This window comes from Gillisia sp. JM1 (genome assembly GCF_000424645.1).
Classification (GTDB): Bacteria; Bacteroidota; Bacteroidia; order Flavobacteriales; family Flavobacteriaceae; genus Gillisia.
Genome location: NZ_KE384218.1, coordinates 965,455 through 983,626 on the forward strand (window position 1 = coordinate 965,455; position 18,172 = coordinate 983,626).

The window sequence follows — 18,172 nt, forward strand, 5'->3', positions numbered from 1 at the left end:
TAAAAATAAGAGGTGTCCCGATGGCAATCTGGACTGCTAATTAAATCTTTAATTTAAAGCAAAGGGGGCGCTTAGTTTAAAACCGGGGATCGCAACTTTGAATTTTTTTGAGGTCGTAAAATTGACCATATTGTAATAGCCACTCATAGATCCAAATGGAGCAGAAAGTAGACATCCACTGCTATAAGTATGAGTTTCACCAGGCATTAAAACAGGTTTTTTACCTATTACCCCTTCTCCCTGTACAATTTCGGTATCCTTGAGAGCATCTTTGATGTTCCAGAATCTGGATGTTAATTGTACAGAATCTTTACTCTGGTTCTCAATAGTTACTCTGTATCCAAAAGCAAAGTGGATCTTATAATTTTTATAAAATGTGCCTTCGAAATTGGTCTCTACGGAAATTTTAATTCCACATGTAACTTTTTGAACCATATTTATCTAATTGCGAAAAATGTAAGAGCTGAAATAAATGCCGCTATTATAGCTAATGTAAGAAATATAAAATTTAGAGCCAGAAATTTAACAATTGTTACAAATCTTCTTTCATTATAAAAATTCCGAAGGGCTTTATAAAGGTAGAACAGAAAAATTAAAAGAGCAATTGTGGTGAACACCTCCGATTTAAAAATAAGGTCTACGATTAAACCAATTAATACAAACACGAAAAAAGTGCTTTGTACATGAAAAGTAAAAACTAGATGCTCCATATAATTAATTGGCTTATAGAAATAAAAAAGCCAAATAATTAGCGCAAAAACCGGTAAAAAGAAGAATATAATAAAGGGTGATTTACTAATTAGATAGTCAAAAAACACTTTCGGGTTGTTCCATATGATCTCAGTATCTACTGCTTTTCTATATAAATATCTATTCCAGAATTTATTGGAATGATCTAAACTATCTATTGCTTCTTCTGGATTTAGAATACTTGTTTGATTGTAAAACTCTGAATAAAGGCTAATTTGCTTAAAAGATGATTCTATTAAATTTAAAGTGTCCAGTTGCCTTTGTGTAAGATGACGATCCTTATAATTTTTAATTATTTCTACGGGTTTAATGCCCAAGATAGTGTCTAGATCTATCTCCTTTCCAAAAGGAACTTTCTGAAGCTCTTCTTTTAATTCTTCTTTTTCCTTTTCCGAAAATTGATCTAGTTCTGCAACTGTTTGGTTATCTGAAACCCCGCCGAAGTTATTAGACTGAAAAGTAAAGCTCCAAATAATAAAAAATATAATTGAAATACTTAAGAAGAATCGAAACGGATTGGCATATTTTGTTCTTATTCCATTTATATAATCTCTCGAGATCTTACCGGGATAAAAAATCAGAGTAGCTAAAGTTCTGTTCATTCTGGAATCATAAGAAAAGATCCCGCCGAAGAATTCTAAAAAAAAATCTTTGAAAGATAATTTTTTGGTGTTGTTTGTTTGCCCACAGTTTGAGCAAAATTTATCGCTTATGTCTAGTGGATGGCCGCAATTTAAGCAACATAAACCACGGTATTTAGTTAAGGAGCGTTCGCCCTTCATCAGCTAAATATATTAAGAGTTGATTAGTTCGAAATATTTAGGGAACTCGCATTTCCATAACCAATAATTTGATCGAATCTCGCTCCCAGATCTCTAAAGTACACTAAAACTTGATATTCATTCTCGGTCACTTCAAAATCTCCGCTAATAAATCCCTCATCTAAAAATCCGTCCTTATTTAAAAGCACATATTTGTAATTATAAAACCCTTGTTTAAAAAGGAGCGTATTTTCGTATAATCCAGATTCCTTGTTGTATTTCATCAAAGTAGAATCATCCAGTTCAAAATTATTGAATGCTCCATATAAATGTAGCTCTCCTCCTTCCAACGGGTCGTAATTCTGAAGTTTAAAATGTGTCCAAACATACTCAGCTTCAATAGAGGAATTTTCACCCTGTAAGGTGCGAATCACAAATTGACCGTTGATGTCCGGGTTGTATGTATATGGTTCAGTAGCTCTAGATCTGTCGGTAAAAAGAAAGTGGCTATAGAGTTCGTTCAATTCGATTCTTCCAATATCCAAAGTGGTTGAGCGAATATCTTTACTGTCAAATTGTAAATATTCGTTGCTTGCTTGAAAAGAAGTTTCCTGATCGTATTTATAGATCAGCTCATTTCCAATAGTATATTGTGGTTTTAAAACTTCTATACTAGACTTTAAATTATGGTTTTTAGTGATGAGTACTTTTACAGTGGACTCTGGATTCCTAATTAAAAAGTCTGGAGAAATAATACTGAAATTAACTACCTGCCTTGAATTAATATACTTTAGATCACGTGATCTTTTTATAGCAACTTTTACTTGAGCAATTGGCCTATATACCATAAATTTTCTAGAAAAAACTAACTCGTCATTCACATTAAGAATTTTAAGCATATAATTCCCGCTAACCTTCAAAGATTTGGTATCTTTATTTGGAATTGTGAGATTGTAATGGGTAAATCCTTGAAGCGTATTGTAGGAATTCATATAGTTGATAATCCTAAGGTTGTCAAAGCCAGTTAAATATTCAGTTTTTATTAAGTCTGATGGCGTCCAATCGTAATTAAAATGTTCCAAAGTGTAATAATAATCGGCTTCGTCACCAATTATATCATCGAATTCTAAAGTTAAGGATTGTCCTAATTGAATTACGGGATTGCCAGATATGTCTGAATTTCCTTTTAGAATAATGCTTTTTATATAATTGGGAGGTAAAACTTCTACTTGCACTTGGGCAATGGAAAGTGTTACCCACAGAAAACAAAATAAGCTAAGAATATTATTCATTTGATTAGTTATTAGAATAGAGGCAAATACAAATTTTATTCCCATTATTTTGCAGTATTACTTTAACAAGTGTTCCATTGAAAATTATCCAATTTCTTTGGGAATTATAGGGTTAAAATTAGTAAATTTGCACACTTTAAAAAACAAATTTAATATACACTTCATCCTATGTCAAAAGACATTCGAATAAAAAGAGGGCTTACCCTACGTTTAAAAGGGGAAGCGGAAAAACAAGTTCTTGAGGCTCCTAGGTCTAAGACTTACGCTATTAAGCCCCCAGATTTCCACTCTGTAGTACCAAAAGTAACTCTTAAAGAAGGAGCAACAGTTTTAGCAGGTGATGTGCTTTTCTTTTCTAAGTACGACGAGAAATTAACATTTACATCTCCAGTTAGTGGAACTCTAAAAGAAATTAAACGTGCAGAGAAGCGCCGAATAATTGAAGTTATCGTGGATGCAGATCCTACCGATAGTTTTAAGGATTTCGGAAAAATGGATGCTACAAGTTCTACTGCGGAAGCTGTGAAAAGCCGATTGTTTGAGAGCGGTTGTGGTGCGTTTTTAAATCAACGTCCTTACGATATTGTTGCTTCTCCAGAGGACACTCCAAAAGCGATCTTTATTTCAGCAGTAAGTACAGCTCCTTTGTCAGCAGATATTGGTTTTTTGCTGAAAGATAAAGTTGCAGCTTTTCAAGAAGGAGTCAATGCACTTCAGAAATTAACTTCAGGAAAAGTACATCTTTCAGTAGATGCTTCTTCCGAAGCAATTTTAAAAGGAATTACAGGAGTAGAGCTTCATAAAGTTACCGGGCCTCATCCAGCAGGAAATGTTGGTGTTCAGATCCATAAAATTGATCCTATTAATATTGGTGAAAGAGTTTGGGCTGTTGGGGCAGAGGATGTTTCTATTATTGGGAATGTGTTCTTAACAGGGCAATACCATCCAGATAGAACTATTGCTTTATCTGGTAGTGAAGCTAAAGAGAATAAATATTACAAGATCAAGATTGGAGCTAATGTTTCAGATCTAATTGGTCAGGTATCAGATGATGTTAGAATTATTTCTGGAGATGTTTTAACCGGGACTAAGCTTTCTAACAATCAATATATCGGATTTTATAACACTAGCCTTACATTAATTCCAGAAGGAAATAAATTTAGAATGTTAGGATGGTTGCCATTCACGTATAATAATATTCATTCCACTTCTAGAACTTCACTTTCTTGGTTATTTCCAAAAAAGAAGTACGATCTAAATACCAATTTAAATGGGGAAGAACGTGCATTGGTTGTTACGGGAGAAATGGAAGATGTGTTGCCTATGGATGTTTATCCTATGCAATTGCTAAAAGCTTGTATCGCAGGAGATATTGAGAAGATGGAAAATCTTGGAATTTACGAAGTAGTTCCAGAAGATTTCGCATTGATAGATTATGTAAACACCTCAAAAATAGAGGCTCAAGATATTATTCGTCTTGGCTTGGATTTAATGATTACAGAAGTAGGCTAAAAGTTGAACTATGGAATGGATTAGACAAAAATTAGATAAATTTAGAGAGCCTTTTAATAGAGGTAATAAGTTAGAAAAGTATGCTCCCGCAATTAATGCCTTGGATACTTTTTTATACACTCCAAATCATACTACTCAAAAAGGAGCCCATGTTAGGGATGCTGTAGATTTGAAGAGAACCATGATAACTGTGGTGCTCGCTTTAGTTCCTGCGCTTATATTTGGCATGTGGAATGGAGGATATCAATATCTACATCAACTACCTGAATATGCTGACGGTGTGCCTTTCTTGGAAGCTTTTATGCATGGAGCATGGAAAATTCTTCCAATGATCGCTGTTTCTTACGGAGTTGGTTTAGGAATAGAATTCGCTTTCGCGATCTTTAGAGGACACGAGGTAAATGAAGGATATTTGGTTACGGGACTTTTGATCCCTATGATTATGCCGATAGATATTCCATTATGGATGGTTGCTCTTTCTGTAATATTTGCAGTAGTAATAGGAAAAGAAGCTTTTGGAGGTACAGGAATGAATATTCTGAATCCTGCGCTAACGGCTCGTGCTTTTGCTTTTTTTGCTTATCCAACGTATATGTCTGGAAATCAGGTATGGGTAAGTGAAGCCACAACTGTAGACGGTGTTTCTGGAGAAACTATTTTAGGAACACTAGCCTCAGCAGGAAAAGGAGTGGCAGATGTGCCTTATAGTGTAATGGATATGTTCTCGGGTGTTATTCCCGGATCTATCGCAGAGACTTCTACAATATGTGTGCTTGCTGGTGCTTTAATTTTGGTACTTACCAAGGTAGGAAGTTGGAGAATTATTTTAAGTGGATTTGTAGGTGCAGCTGTAATGGCCTTAATCTTTAATGCACTTCCAAATATGGGGATAGAAGGAAATGCCTTAACAAACTTTCCCTGGTATCAGCATTTAATAATTGGTGGATTATCTTTTGGAATTGTGTTTATGGCAACAGACCCTGTTTCTGCAGCACAGACCTTAAGAGGAAAATGGATCTACGGGTTTTTAATTGGATTATTCGGGGTAATGATTCGTGTGTTCAATCCAGCGTACCCAGAAGGAATAATGTTGGCCATATTATTGATGAATGTTTTTGCTCCGGTAATAGATCATTATGTAATTGAAGCGAACATTAATAGACGAAAGAAAAGAGCGGTAAGCGTTTCAAGACAAATTAAAACAGCAGCTTAGTTATGGAAGAAAAACCAGTAAATAAAACGAACACCAACGGCTACACATTTATGTTTGCCATTATAATGGTGGTAGTGGTAGCAAGTGTGTTAGCTTTTACAGCTACAACACTTCAGCCAATTCAGAATGAAAATGTGCGTCAGGAAAAAATGCAAAATATCCTGGCAACGGTTGGAATTGAAACCGAAAGAAGCGAAGCAGAAGGATTATATAATGAATATATTACTGAAACTATTGCTTTAAACGAAGACGGTAGCGTTGCCGAAGGAACAGATGCTTTTACAGTGGATCTTGCAAAAGAATTGAAAAAGCCAGGTGCAAAGCAAGTATATCCTTTATATATAGCAAATGTTGAAGGAGCTAAATATTATATAATTCCGTTAAGAGGAAAAGGACTTTGGGATGCTATCTTTGGATATATAGCTCTAAAAGATGATGTGAATACTATTAAAGGTGCTGTTTTCGATCATAAAGGAGAAACACCTGGATTAGGAGGAGAAATTACTCAAATGTGGTTCAAACAGAGTTTTGCGGATGAAAAGATCTTTGATGGTAGTGGAAATTTAATTGGAGTTTCTGTAGTTAAAGGAAACATTGATCCATCTAATAAAGATGATAATAAAGTAGATGCTATTTCTGGAGCTACAATTACCGGGGATGGAGTTTCAGATATGATTTCTGAAAGATTACTACGTTATCTCCCATATTTTAAAAAGCAAACGGATATTAAAGTAGCAATTCAGTAATTATGTCTATAGATACTAAAATAGCTTCTGAAGCAAAGGAGGCAAAGAAACAAGAAATGATCTTATTTCTTTCTAATACTGAAGAAAGAGAACATTTCTTATCGAAGAACAATCGTAAGTTATTAAGCGACCCCTTAAATGATAACAACCCGATTACTGTACAAGTTTTAGGTATTTGTTCGGCATTGGCAATTACGGTTCAGTTAGAACCTGCAATTGTAATGGCATTAGCAGTTACTGCAGTAATGGCATTCTCTAACATGATAGTTTCTTTAATTAGAAACCTGATCCCAAATAGAATTAGAATTATCGTTCAATTGGTAATTGTTGCTTCTTTGGTGATCTTGGTAGATCAAATATTAAAGGCTTATGCCTACGATGTAAGTAAACAACTTTCTGTATTCGTTGGGCTTATTATTACCAACTGTATTGTAATGGGACGTTTAGAAGCATTTGCTTTAGGGAACGGAGTTTATAAATCTTTTCTTGATGGCATAGGTAACGCAGCAGGATACGGAATTATCTTGATTATTGTTGCTTTTTTTAGAGAGCTTCTAGGATCTGGAAAATTATTCGGATTCGAAGTTCTTGGAAACAATGCAGCTGTAGCCTCGGAAGCTACAGGATTATACGCTTATGGATATGAGGATAACGGATTAATGTTATTGTCTCCAATGGCACTTATCGTGGTGGGAATCATTATTTGGGTACAACGTGCAAGAAACCGTAAATTAATAGAACAAAACTAACAGCGTTAAAGCACTATAAAATGGATTATATAAATTTATTTGTTAGAAGTATTTTCATAGAAAATATGATTTTTGCCTACTTTTTAGGAATGTGTTCCTATTTAGCAGTATCAAAAACAGTAAAAACAGCAGTTGGTCTAGGTACAGCGGTTATTTTTGTACTTGCCATCACGGTACCAATTAACTTTTTGCTGGATCAATATTTGCTTGCGCCAGGGGCTTTAAGATGGATAAATCCAGAATATGCAAGTGTAGATCTTAGTTTCTTAAGTTTCATAATGTTCATTGCAGTAATAGCTTCAATGGTACAATTAGTGGAAATGATAGTAGAAAAATTTGCTCCAGCTTTATATGGTGCTTTAGGGATCTTTTTACCACTTATCGCAGTAAACTGTGCTATTTTGGGTGGATCCTTATTTATGCAGCAAAAAAGCTTTACTGCGGTATCTGAGGCTATAACCTATGGTTTAGGAAGTGGTATTGGATGGTTCTTAGCAATCATTGCTATTGCAGCTATTAGAGAAAAAATTGCTTATTCAAATGTTCCTGCTCCTTTAAAAGGACTAGGGATTACCTTTATTATTACAGGGTTAATGGCAATTGGGTTTATGAGTTTTATGGGAATTGAATTATAATAAAAAGACACAACAATGACAGTTATTATAGCAAGTGTAATTGTATTTTTAGTACTTATACTCTTATTAGTTTCCATATTACTGGGCGCTAAAGCAAAATTAGTACCTTCTGGTCCCGTTACTATTAAAGTAAATGGTGAGAAAGACATAGAAGTAGGATCTGGTGGAACTCTTTTATCCACTCTTGGTGAGCAAAAATTATTCTTACCGTCCGCATGTGGTGGAGGTGGAACATGTATTCAATGTAAATGTATAGTTACTGAAGGTGGTGGATCTATTCTACCAACAGAAGAACCTCATTTTACAAGAAAAGAGATCGCTCTAGGATGGAGACTTGGTTGCCAGGTAAAAGTTAAAGAAGACATGAAGATACAGATACCGGAAGAAATTTTTGGTATTAAGAAATGGGAAGCAACGGTAATGCGTAACTATAACGTAGCATCCTTTATCAAGGAATTCGTAGTAGAGATCCCTGAGGATATGGGTTATAAAGCAGGTGGATATATTCAGATAGAGATTCCTAAATGTGAGGTGAAATTTGAAGATATGGATATTACTGCCCATCCAGATGAACACCCTGGAGAACCAGATAAATTTAAAGAAGAATGGGATAAGTTTAAGCTTTGGCCTTTAGTGATGAAAAATCCTGAAACGGTAGAGCGTGCATATTCTATGGCTTCTTATCCTGCAGAAGGTCGTGAGATCATGTTGAATGTACGTGTTGCAGCACCGCCATTCGATAGAGCTAAGAACGGTTGGATGGATGTAAATCCAGGAGTAGCCTCTTCTTATATCTTTTCAAGAAAAGAAGGAGATAAAGTAGTAATTTCTGGTCCTTACGGAGAATTCTTCATAAATGAAAGTGAATCAGAAATGCTTTATGTAGGTGGTGGAGCTGGTATGGCACCAATGCGTTCTCACTTATATCATCTATTCAGAACCCTTCAAACAGGAAGAAAAGTAAGTTACTGGTATGGTGGACGTTCTAAAAGAGAATTATTCTATTCAGAACACTTTAGAGCTTTAGAAAGAGATTTTCCAAACTTTAAATTTTACTTAGCTTTATCTGAACCTATGGAAGAAGATAACTGGAAAGTAAAAGATGGAATTGATGGTGAAGGAGATGGGTTTATAGGATTTATTCACCAAGTGGTAATAGATAACTATTTACAATATCACGAAACTCCTGAAGATGTCGAGTATTATTTCTGTGGACCACCTTTAATGAACAAGGCGGTGGAAAAAATGACCGAAGATCTTGGAGTTCCTCCAGAAAATGTAAGATTTGATGATTTTGGTGGATAAGCCATAATCTGAAATTTCAATAATTGAAAATAGTCATCTTAATCGGATGGCTATTTTTTTGTGGTCAAATTCTTACAGTCTCTAGTCTAGTTTTTTAAAAATTTACTTTGCATCCTTAAAATTTTTTCGTTGGAACTTAGTATAAATTCAAATTTTAACTAAAATGTTATAGGTGATTTCCCTACTTTTTTGTCACTAGCTTGCTGAACGCAGGATTTCTCATATTTCTTTCTTATAACTTAATGTGATGTTTAATTTCTAAATCTATCATTATGGAAAGAACTTTACTTTCAACGATTTTTTTATTTGTATTATCCTTTAATACATTTTCATTTGATCTTAATTGTCCAATTGTTGCAAACAGTTCACAATCATTGTGCTCCTCTGAAGGAACGGGTAATAATTTTCATAAACCTAGGATTTCCGATCTAATTGCCTCAGATGGTGGTGCGGGTATTGCTTGGTTTGAATCCTCTTCTTCTCTAATTCCTTTAGAAAATAGTCATCTGTTAGAGTCAGGAAAACAATATTATGCAGATAATGCATCGGGATCATGTGGTTCGAGAATAGCTGTAAGCGTAACTATCAATGATGCACCTAACGCCGGATCTACTACCTTTGCCTCTTTATGTTCTAATTCTGCTCCTGTAGATCTACTAACATTGTATAAACCTTCTATTCTAGGTCCGCCAGATTCAGGTGGTGTTCTTTCTCCAGCCTTGGTAAGTGGTACTACGGTTTTTGATCCGGCTATAGATAAAGCAGGTCAATATCGATATATTGTTGAAAGTACTTCTGGATTATGTCCTACAGATTATTCTTTTATTTATGTATCTATAAAACCCGCAGCTAATGCAGGTGAAGATGCTAGTACAGCAATTTCAATATCAGATTCTCAAGTGGATCTTTTTACTATTTTAGGAGGCAGTCCCGATTCAGGCGGAACATGGAGTCCGTCGTTATTAAGTGGTAGTGGAATATTCGATCCAGCACAAGATAATTTTGGTGATTATACTTATACAGTTTTTTCTACAAACACCTGTAATGACTCCGCAGTGGTCACTATTAGTATGGTTTCGGATCCACTTCCAGCTACATGTCCAATTGTTGCAAACAGTTCACAATCATTGTGCTCCTCTGAAGGAACGGGTAATAATTTTCATAAACCTAGGATTTCCGATCTAGTTGCCTCAGATGGTGGTGCGGGTATTGCTTGGTTTGAATCCTCTTCTTCTCTAATTCCTTTAGAAAATAGTCATCTGTTAGAGTCAGGAAAACAATATTATGCAGATAATGCATCGGGATCATGTGGTTCAAGAATAGCTCTAAGCGTAACTATTAATGATGCACCTAACGCCGGAGCTACTACCTTTGCTTCTTTATGTTCTAATTCTGCTCCTGTAGATCTACTAACATTGTATAAACCTTCTATTCTAGGTCCGCCAGATTCAGGAGGTGTTTTTTCACCAGCCTTGGTAAGTGGTACTACGGTTTTTGATCCGGCTATAGATAAAGCAGGTCAATATCGTTATATTGTTGAAAGCACTTCTGGACTATGTCCTACAGATTATTCTTTTATTTATGTATCTATAAAACCTGCAGCTAATGCAGGTGAAGATGCTAGTACAGCAATTTCAATATCAGATTCTCAAGTGGATCTTTTTACTATTTTAGGAGGTAGTCTCGATTCAGGTGGAACATGGAGTCCGTCGTTATTAAGTGGTAGTGGAATATTCGATCCAGCACAAGATAAATTTGGTGATTATACTTATACAGTTTTTTCTACAAACACCTGTAATGACTCCGCAGTGGTCACTATTAGTATGGTTTCGGATCCACTTCCAGCTACATGTCCAATTGTTGCAAACAGTTCACAATCATTGTGCTCCTCTGAAGGAACGGGTAATAATTTTCATAAACCTAGGATTTCCGATCTAGTTGCCTCAGATGGTGGTGCGGGTATTGCTTGGTTTGAATCCTCTTCTTCTCTAATTCCTTTAGAAAATAGTCATCTGTTAGAGTCAGGAAAACAATATTATGCAGATAATGCATCGGGATCATGTGGTTCAAGAATAGCTCTAAGCGTAACTATTAATGATGCACCTAACGCCGGAGCTACTACCTTTGCTTCTTTATGTTCTAATTCTGCTCCTGTAGATCTACTAACATTGTATAAACCTTCTATTCTAGGTCCGCCAGATTCAGGAGGTGTTTTTTCACCAGCCTTGGTAAGTGGTACTACGGTTTTTGATCCGGCTATAGATAAAGCAGGTCAATATCGATATATTGTTGAAAGTACTTCTGGATTATGTCCTACAGATTATTCTTTTATTTATATAGACATTGAGAATTGTGTTACGAAATTTGCGGACAATAAAGAGGTTGCCATTTTTCCAAATCCTAGTTATGGAGTGTTTGAGGTAAAAAAATTGAGTGAGATAAAAGTTGATTTAATTCAAGTATATGATTTTACTGGAAAAAAAATAAAAGAATTTAAATTCAGTGAAGAACAAGAATTACCAATGATGGATCTCTCTAGTTTCAATTCTGGAATGTATTTTGCTGAAATAAAAACATCCAAAGGCACAATAATTAAGAAATTGATAAAAAAATAATTCTGATTATATCTAAATAAAAATAGCTCGAATTTTTCGAGCTATTTTTATTTAGATATCGCATATATCGTATTTTTGAATACTATGAAAGATAAATTAACAGATCAAGAACTTCATAACCTTGCAATGAATATTGTAGGCAAGGAATTGGAAGATGAGGGATATGAGTTTCTTGGAGTGAACAGCCAATTGAAACGAAATCCTCAATTTGTTGCGTTGAAAGATCAAAAATTAAATTTCGTGATCGTTAAGGCTATTCCATATCCTGTAGACCCTAAATATTATGATACTCAATTTATGAAGGGCATCAAGGATCACGCGTTAAAGTTCAATGCTAAAACTTTTTATGCAGGAGTCGGTATTGCAAATTCCGAGGATTATGATAAACCAGTTTTAAAAGATGATGCTTACACCGTTAATTATGAAGGATTACAAGAGATTTAAATTGAAGACAATACTACTCACAGTTATAAGTGCTATCCTGCTTTCTGGCTGTTCCAAAAATCAGGAGGCTCAAATATTCGTTGGGCAAGCTCTGGGAACAACCTATCAGGTGAAATTCTTTCATAAAACCGAATTGCCAATCCAAAAGGGATTAGACTCTATTTTTGAGGTGATTAATAGATCTATGAGTACCTATCAACCAGACTCGGATATATCTAAAATAAACGCCGGAGATACTTCAATTGTAGTAGATGATAATTTCAGGGAAGTATTAAAAGCTTCAAAAAAAATATATTCTGAGAGCAGAGGCTTTTTCGATCCAACTGTTGGAAATTTAGTGAACGCCTATGGGTTTGGTCCAGAAAAAAGGAATAACAGCTTAAATAGCCGCGTAATAGATTCTATGTTGCAGTATGTGGGCTTAAACAAGATCAAACTTTCCGCAGAGAATAGGATTATCAAGGATATCCCGGGAATCTATTTGGATTTTAATGCTATTGCTAAAGGATATACAGTTGATGTGATCGCTGAATATTTAAATTCTAAAAAAGTACAAAACTATTTGGTGGAAGTAGGAGGAGAGCTTGTGGCAAAAGGGACTAATATAAAATCTGAGGAGCCATGGATAGTGGCTATTGATGATCCATTACAAACTGAAGGGAATCGTGTTTTTGAAGCTACACTGTTCTTAAAAAATAGAGGCATGGCAACTTCAGGAAATTACAGAAAATTCAGATTGGATTCCTTAACCGGTCAGCGGTATGTTCACACCATCAATCCTAAAACGGGAAAGTCTGAAAAAAGCAATTTATTAAGCGCGTCCGTTCTTGCTAAGAACTGCACTTTGGCTGATGGTTATGCAACTGCATTTATGGCTTTAGGGCTTGAACGCTCTCAAGAAATGCTATCCAGAATTGAGGATGTGGATGTGTATTTTATTTATTCGGAAGAAAATGAAGAAGTGAAAGTTTTTAGTACTTCTGGATTTAAGGACGTTTTGAGGCCAGAGTAATAATCTTATTTAATACAAACAGGGATAATTTCTCCTTTTGCTAAACGATATTTATCTATTTCTGAAGGATCTAAAGAATCAGTGTAAGCTACTTCTTGGACTTTAAAACCAATGCTTCTTAGCTTATCAAAATAATCCCGCCCATAAACCCGAACGTGATCATATTGCCCAAAGATCTTAGCTCTTTCTTTTCTAGAGGTAATAGAATTATCTTCAAAAGTAATAGCTCTGTTTAGATCTTGAGGGATCTGTAAAATCGCGGTTCCACCAGGTGCCAAAACTCTGTAAAGTTCTTGCATCGCCTTCGTATCATCAGGAATATGCTCCAAAACGTGATTACAAAGAATAAAATTGAAAGAATTATCTTTAAAAGGGAGATTGCAAATATCGGCTTTTACATCTGCTAAAGGAGAATTTAGGTCTGTAGTAATGTACTCCAGATTTTCCATTTTCCTAAACCGCTTATGAAAAGCTTGTTCCGGGGCAAAATGCAACAATTTTATTTTTTCAGTAAACAGCCCGGTTTCATTTTTTAAATACAGCCATAATAACCGATGACGCTCTAGGGAGAGGGTAGAAGGAGAAAGTACATTTTCTCGTTGTTGCTCATAACCATAGGGTAAAAACTTGCGAAAGGATTTACCGTCTATTGGATCTGTGTATTTTGAGCCTCTTAAACCGAAAGCTATTACCGGTCTAATTAAATAACTAGCTCTAATTAATAGGGGACGAGGAATTTTATTCAGAAAAAATTTAAATGCCTTTTGGATCATACTTCAATATCACCCCAATTTTCGCCAGATTTTATTCTGTATAACTGCATTTCTGAAACACCGAATTGCTTAGCTAGTATTCGTATTCTGGTTTTTCTATTTGGATCTAATAATTTCTTTTTCAAAACTACTGCTTGTGCATAGCTCAATTTAGAATAGGATGTTACTTGTCTTAGCTTACGCTTCATTTTGTTCTCCTTAACGTTAGGATTGCCAAATTGATGTTTCGTCCATTCTTCTTTATTGGTCCAGGCTAAATTGGAAACATGATTTTCCTGTTTTATGTAATTTTTATGGATTACAAACAGATCGTCATCTTTCTTTTCAAGAAAACAAGCAGCGATAATTCTATGGAAATAGTGATTCTTCTTTTTTCCATTTTTCAAGTTCACTACAAAAGATAGATATCCTGCAGTTCTACCACCTTTAATAAGTTCTCCTTCTGGGTTTTTAACGAAACTTATTACTCTTCCATAATTGGAAATTTTATACACAAACCTTTCCTGCCATGATTCATCATGATAGGTTACCCATTGCTCTTGTCGGAAATTTTTAACCATAAACTTTAGATCTAAATTTGTCTTCTTCGTTACTTCTTATTCCTAATGCCTCGTAGATATAATTAAAAGTAGAAAGCAACTCTGGCTTTCCATCTACCAAAGCTACATTATGCTCAAAATGTGCGCTAGGTTTATTATCTGCAGTGAGAATTGTCCAGCCATCGTTAAGCTGATTTATATTTTTTGTTCCCAGATTGATCATAGGCTCAATAGCTACAACCATTCCTTCAATAAATTTTTTACCACGCCCTCTCTTGCCATAATTTGGCATTTCGGGATCTTCATGCATGGTTTTACCCAAACCATGACCTACTAGCTCTCTAACAACTCCATAGCCATGATCTTCGCAATATTTTTGAATAGCATAACCAACATCTCCCACTCTCTTGCCAGCTCTAAATTCATTGATGCCCACGTAAAGTGATTCCTTGGTTACTTGTAATAATTTTTTGGTTTCCTCTGCCACTTCTCCAATTGGAAATGTGTAGGCATGGTCTCCATAAAATCCATTTTTTACAGCTCCACAATCTATAGAGATAATATCACCTTCAACTAATGGATTGTTATTTGGGATCCCGTGAACTACTTGTGCATTTGGACTCATACATAATGTATTTGGAAAGTCATACAAGCCTAAAAAACCCGGAACTGCATTTTGCTCTCTAATATACTCTTCCGCTAGTTTGTCTAGTTTCAAAGTGGTTACCCCTGGTTTTATTTCTGAAGCTAACATTCCCAAAGTCCTTGAAACTACCAAAGCACTCTCTCGCATTAATTCAATTTCTTCTTTGGATTTGGATATAATCATAATTTCGATTTAATATAATTCAGGATACGCTTCCCTGATTTTTCTTTTTTCTTTTTATTTGTAAACTTTGCTTTCTCTGGGGAGGAGGATAAATCATGATAAATTTCACCCCAACCACGAAGTCCACCAATATTCCTATCGTCTATAAAAATATCTGCCTGAATTTTTCTGCTCAGGGATTCATCGTATAACTCTTCGGGGTAACTTTTATTTACAGCATAAAAAACAATTCTTTTTTGCTTACAGAATTCTACGGCTTCTTGTAATTCTCTACCAGACCTGTAGGTCCAAAGGATCAATAAATGCCCATCTTTCTGCAAATGGAGTAAGGTTTCTAAAGCAAAAAGTATAGGTTTGCCTATTTTAGGATACCTGTTTTCTACTATAGTTCCATCAAAATCTACAGCAATGGTTTTGTTATTATGCATGCTGTAAAATTACTAAGAAAAATACGTTAATAAAATTCACAATATTGTAGGGATATTCGTCTTAATTATTAGTCAACATAAGAGTTCTTGTAATCTTCTCCAGAAACGATTTTAGCAAAATCTTCTTCTATAGATTCTCTTGGATATTCTACAAAACGATTTACCTCTTTTCCATCTTTCAAAAAGATCACGGTTGGAACTCTGTTTAAATCAAATTCTTTTTCAATATTATCTGTTGTAGTCTTTTGTCTATTCACTCCATAAAAAGTAAGATTAGACATATCGTAACCAGCTTCATCTAAGATCTTGAATACTTTTGGGGTTTCTCTTCTGCTATCTGGACACCAAGTTCCCATAAAAGCAATTATTTCATAATCTGAAATGTTCTTTTTAATGGTAGCCATTGCTTCAGCAGATGGATTGAATTCATTATATCCTTCATTGAACCATTTAGAAAATGCTTCTTGTTCAAGATCTGCTTTATCAAATTCTCCTACTAACATTCCTTGTTGCATATTAGATTTAGTTTTAGTTTCTACAGCCATTTCCGAAGAACTGCTTATGGATGACGATGTTGTATTTGTGGCAGCAGTATTTGTTGTTTTATTACTGTTTCCACAACTTGCTAAAAATGCGAATGCTAAAAGGTATAAACTAATTTTCATATTCTTGTGTTTGTTTTAAATTAAAGGTTCTTGGGTCATTAGCTCTGGCTTGGTGATTCCCATTAACTTTAGGATAGTCGGTGCTATATCACCTAAATTACCATTTTTTATGGATTTTATATCATCGTCTACCAATATTACTGGCACTGGACTAATAGTATGAGATGTATTTGGCGACCCATCTGCATTCATCATTACTTCACAATTCCCGTGATCTGCAATTAACAAAATACTGTACTCATTTTCAATAGCGGTTTCTACTACCTTTTGTGCACATTCATCTACAACCTCACAAGCTTTTATTGCCGCTTCCATAATCCCGGTATGACCTACCATATCTGGATTAGCAAAATTTAGACATATAAAATCTGTTTTTTTAGATTTTAATTCAGGAATTATTTTATCCCGAATTTCATAAGCACTCATTTCTGGCTGTAGATCGTAGGTAGCAACCCTTGGAGAATTACACATGATGCGTGTTTCTCCCTTAAATGGTTTTTCTCTTCCGCCAGAAAAGAAAAAAGTAACATGAGGATATTTCTCTGTTTCGGCTATTCTAATTTGAGTTTTTCCCATGTATTCTAATACTTCACCTAATGTGGTTTTAATATTCTCTTTTTTAAAGACAATATTTATATTGGTGAATTGATCATCGTATTTAGTAAGAGTTACATAATAAAAAGGCATTTTTTTCATAGAAAACTCAGGCATATCTTCTTGAGACAAAACCTTAGTTAATTGGCGACCTCTGTCTGTTCTAAAGTTGAAGAAAATTACAACTTCGTCACTTTTTAAGGTAGCAACTGGTTGTCCAGATTCATTTGTGAGCACAATTGGCTCAATAAATTCGTCTGTAACTCCGTTTTTATAACTTTCTGAAATTGTTTCAACTGCATTGGTGGTTTTGTGTCCTTTTCCAGATACAATAAGATCATACGCTTTCTTGACCCGTTCCCAGCGCTTATCTCTATCCATTGCGAAGTATCTTCCAATTACTGAAGCTAATTTGCTATTTGTTTTTTCTAAATGTTCCTCAATTTCAGCTATAAAATTCACTCCAGATTTAGGGTCTACATCCCGACCATCTGTAAATGCATGGACGTATTTTTCTTTCACCCCAAATTCTTCCGCAGCGCTTAGCAATCCTTTTAAATGATTGATATGAGAATGAACTCCACCATCACTTAATAAGCCCATAAAATGAATAGGCTTATTATGCTTTACAGCATAATCAAAGGCCTGCTCTAAAACGGGTTCACTAATAAGGCTATTGTTTTTAACGGCCAGATTGATCTTTGCCAGATCCTGATACACGATTCTACCTGCACCTAAGTTCATATGGCCAACCTCGCTATTCCCCATTTGCCCTTCTGGTAGACCTACATTCATTCCGTGGGTAAACAGTTGCGCATTAGGATAGTCTTTAAAGAGACTGTCTATAAATGGAGTGTTTGCTTTTGAAATAGCAGAGACTTTTGGATCTTGAGTTATTCCCCAACCATCCAAAATCATAAGAATTACTTTTTTGTTCATTATTTTCTATAAGAGAGTAAAGATATAAACTATATCTAGGCTTGTTAAAATAGTCTTATTAATATTTTATTAAAACTCAGCTTTTTTTTAACTCCCTAAAAAACTAATAACTCTATATCAATTTAATGAATAAGTACTGGTTTTGTTTGAGGCTTGAGTATATCTTATATTTTTAAAAATGTTAAAACCCCTAGTGGTATAGTCTTTAAGTTTCCTTAATTTTTATTTCAAGTTTTATAAAATAAAAATGAAATGATTTCGTTATCATATCTGTTGTGTTCTATAAAGTAAAATTTAATTATTTGAATATAAGCATATTATAAAATTTTATCGCCAAAAGGTGAATTAAATCTGATGTAAGGTATTGTATG

The 18,172-nt window shown here is 34.8% G+C and carries 18 protein-coding genes; 9 read left to right on the forward strand and 9 right to left on the reverse strand.

Features of this window, described 5'->3' with window-relative positions; translation table 11 throughout:
- Nucleotides 1-48: 48 nt before the first annotated feature.
- The 3 genes from apaG to H033_RS0107600 all read right to left on the reverse strand — a co-directional run bounded on the left by apaG (nucleotide 49) and on the right by H033_RS0107600 (nucleotide 2,803).
- The gene (gene apaG / locus H033_RS0107590; RefSeq protein ID WP_026837762.1) at nucleotides 49-435 is read right to left on the reverse strand and encodes a Co2+/Mg2+ efflux protein ApaG; all 387 of its coding nucleotides are present in this window, start codon (nucleotides 433-435) and stop codon (nucleotides 49-51) included.
- Between the two features lie 2 nt (nucleotides 436-437).
- The gene (locus tag H033_RS0107595; protein ID WP_231367575.1) at nucleotides 438-1,352 is read right to left on the reverse strand and encodes a DUF3667 domain-containing protein; all 915 of its coding nucleotides are present in this window, start codon (nucleotides 1,350-1,352) and stop codon (nucleotides 438-440) included.
- A gap of 203 nt (nucleotides 1,353-1,555) precedes the next feature.
- Nucleotides 1,556-2,803, reverse strand: coding sequence for a DUF5103 domain-containing protein (locus tag H033_RS0107600; protein ID WP_034886323.1), 1,248 nt, complete (start codon nucleotides 2,801-2,803; stop codon nucleotides 1,556-1,558).
- 168 nt (nucleotides 2,804-2,971) lie between these two features.
- Between H033_RS0107600 and H033_RS0107605 the strand changes: the two genes are divergently transcribed.
- The 9 genes from H033_RS0107605 (at nucleotide 2,972) to H033_RS0107645 (ending at nucleotide 13,034) form a co-directional block, all read left to right on the forward strand.
- Nucleotides 2,972-4,315: a Na(+)-translocating NADH-quinone reductase subunit A gene (locus tag H033_RS0107605; protein ID WP_026837765.1), complete on the forward strand. Its 1,344-nt coding sequence runs from the start codon at nucleotides 2,972-2,974 to the stop codon at nucleotides 4,313-4,315.
- Nucleotides 4,316-4,325: 10 nt separating this feature from the next.
- Complete coding sequence (locus H033_RS0107610; protein WP_026837766.1) at nucleotides 4,326-5,528, forward strand: NADH:ubiquinone reductase (Na(+)-transporting) subunit B; 1,203 nt, start codon at nucleotides 4,326-4,328, stop codon at nucleotides 5,526-5,528.
- 2 nt (nucleotides 5,529-5,530) lie between these two features.
- A complete protein-coding gene (locus tag H033_RS0107615; protein WP_026837767.1) occupies nucleotides 5,531-6,274 on the forward strand; it encodes a Na(+)-translocating NADH-quinone reductase subunit C in 744 nt (247 codons plus the stop codon).
- 2 nt (nucleotides 6,275-6,276) lie between these two features.
- Nucleotides 6,277-7,023, forward strand: a complete 747-nt coding sequence (locus tag H033_RS0107620) for an NADH:ubiquinone reductase (Na(+)-transporting) subunit D (protein ID WP_026837768.1) — start codon at nucleotides 6,277-6,279, stop codon at nucleotides 7,021-7,023.
- A 20-nt stretch (nucleotides 7,024-7,043) separates the two neighbouring features.
- Nucleotides 7,044-7,658 (forward strand): NADH:ubiquinone reductase (Na(+)-transporting) subunit E, encoded by a 615-nt coding sequence (gene nqrE, locus H033_RS0107625; RefSeq protein ID WP_026837769.1) that lies wholly within the window; start codon nucleotides 7,044-7,046, stop codon nucleotides 7,656-7,658.
- Between the two features lie 15 nt (nucleotides 7,659-7,673).
- Nucleotides 7,674-8,963 carry an NADH:ubiquinone reductase (Na(+)-transporting) subunit F gene (gene nqrF, locus H033_RS0107630; RefSeq protein WP_026837770.1) on the forward strand — a complete coding sequence of 430 codons (1,290 nt, stop codon included), beginning with the start codon at nucleotides 7,674-7,676 and terminating at the stop codon, nucleotides 8,961-8,963.
- A 272-nt stretch (nucleotides 8,964-9,235) separates the two neighbouring features.
- Complete coding sequence (locus H033_RS0107635; RefSeq protein ID WP_026837771.1) at nucleotides 9,236-11,578, forward strand: T9SS type A sorting domain-containing protein; 2,343 nt, start codon at nucleotides 9,236-9,238, stop codon at nucleotides 11,576-11,578.
- Between the two features lie 84 nt (nucleotides 11,579-11,662).
- Nucleotides 11,663-12,022, forward strand: coding sequence for a hypothetical protein (locus tag H033_RS0107640; protein WP_026837772.1), 360 nt, complete (start codon nucleotides 11,663-11,665; stop codon nucleotides 12,020-12,022).
- A complete protein-coding gene (locus H033_RS0107645; protein WP_026837773.1) occupies nucleotides 12,000-13,034 on the forward strand; it encodes an FAD:protein FMN transferase in 1,035 nt (344 codons plus the stop codon). Before H033_RS0107640 ends, H033_RS0107645 begins: the two co-directional genes overlap by 23 nt.
- A gap of 5 nt (nucleotides 13,035-13,039) precedes the next feature.
- Here H033_RS0107645 and H033_RS0107650 read toward each other — a convergent pair whose 3' ends face one another.
- The 6 genes from H033_RS0107650 to gpmI form a co-directional block, all read right to left on the reverse strand.
- The gene (locus tag H033_RS0107650) at nucleotides 13,040-13,807 is read right to left on the reverse strand and encodes a class I SAM-dependent methyltransferase (protein WP_196809428.1); all 768 of its coding nucleotides are present in this window, start codon (nucleotides 13,805-13,807) and stop codon (nucleotides 13,040-13,042) included.
- Nucleotides 13,804-14,367 carry an NUMOD4 domain-containing protein gene (locus tag H033_RS0107655; RefSeq protein WP_026837775.1) on the reverse strand — a complete coding sequence of 188 codons (564 nt, stop codon included), beginning with the start codon at nucleotides 14,365-14,367 and terminating at the stop codon, nucleotides 13,804-13,806. Before H033_RS0107655 ends, H033_RS0107650 begins: the two co-directional genes overlap by 4 nt.
- Nucleotides 14,360-15,175 carry a type I methionyl aminopeptidase gene (gene map / locus H033_RS0107660; protein ID WP_026837776.1) on the reverse strand — a complete coding sequence of 272 codons (816 nt, stop codon included), beginning with the start codon at nucleotides 15,173-15,175 and terminating at the stop codon, nucleotides 14,360-14,362. The genes H033_RS0107655 and map overlap by 8 nt, the downstream gene beginning before the upstream one ends.
- The gene (locus H033_RS0107665) at nucleotides 15,172-15,603 is read right to left on the reverse strand and encodes a BT0820 family HAD-type phosphatase (protein ID WP_026837777.1); all 432 of its coding nucleotides are present in this window, start codon (nucleotides 15,601-15,603) and stop codon (nucleotides 15,172-15,174) included. Before H033_RS0107665 ends, map begins: the two co-directional genes overlap by 4 nt.
- Before the next feature lie 68 nt (nucleotides 15,604-15,671).
- Nucleotides 15,672-16,268: a thioredoxin family protein gene (locus tag H033_RS0107670; protein ID WP_026837778.1), complete on the reverse strand. Its 597-nt coding sequence runs from the start codon at nucleotides 16,266-16,268 to the stop codon at nucleotides 15,672-15,674.
- A gap of 15 nt (nucleotides 16,269-16,283) precedes the next feature.
- The gene (gene gpmI, locus H033_RS0107675; protein WP_026837779.1) at nucleotides 16,284-17,801 is read right to left on the reverse strand and encodes a 2,3-bisphosphoglycerate-independent phosphoglycerate mutase; all 1,518 of its coding nucleotides are present in this window, start codon (nucleotides 17,799-17,801) and stop codon (nucleotides 16,284-16,286) included.
- Nucleotides 17,802-18,172 lie beyond the last annotated feature (371 nt).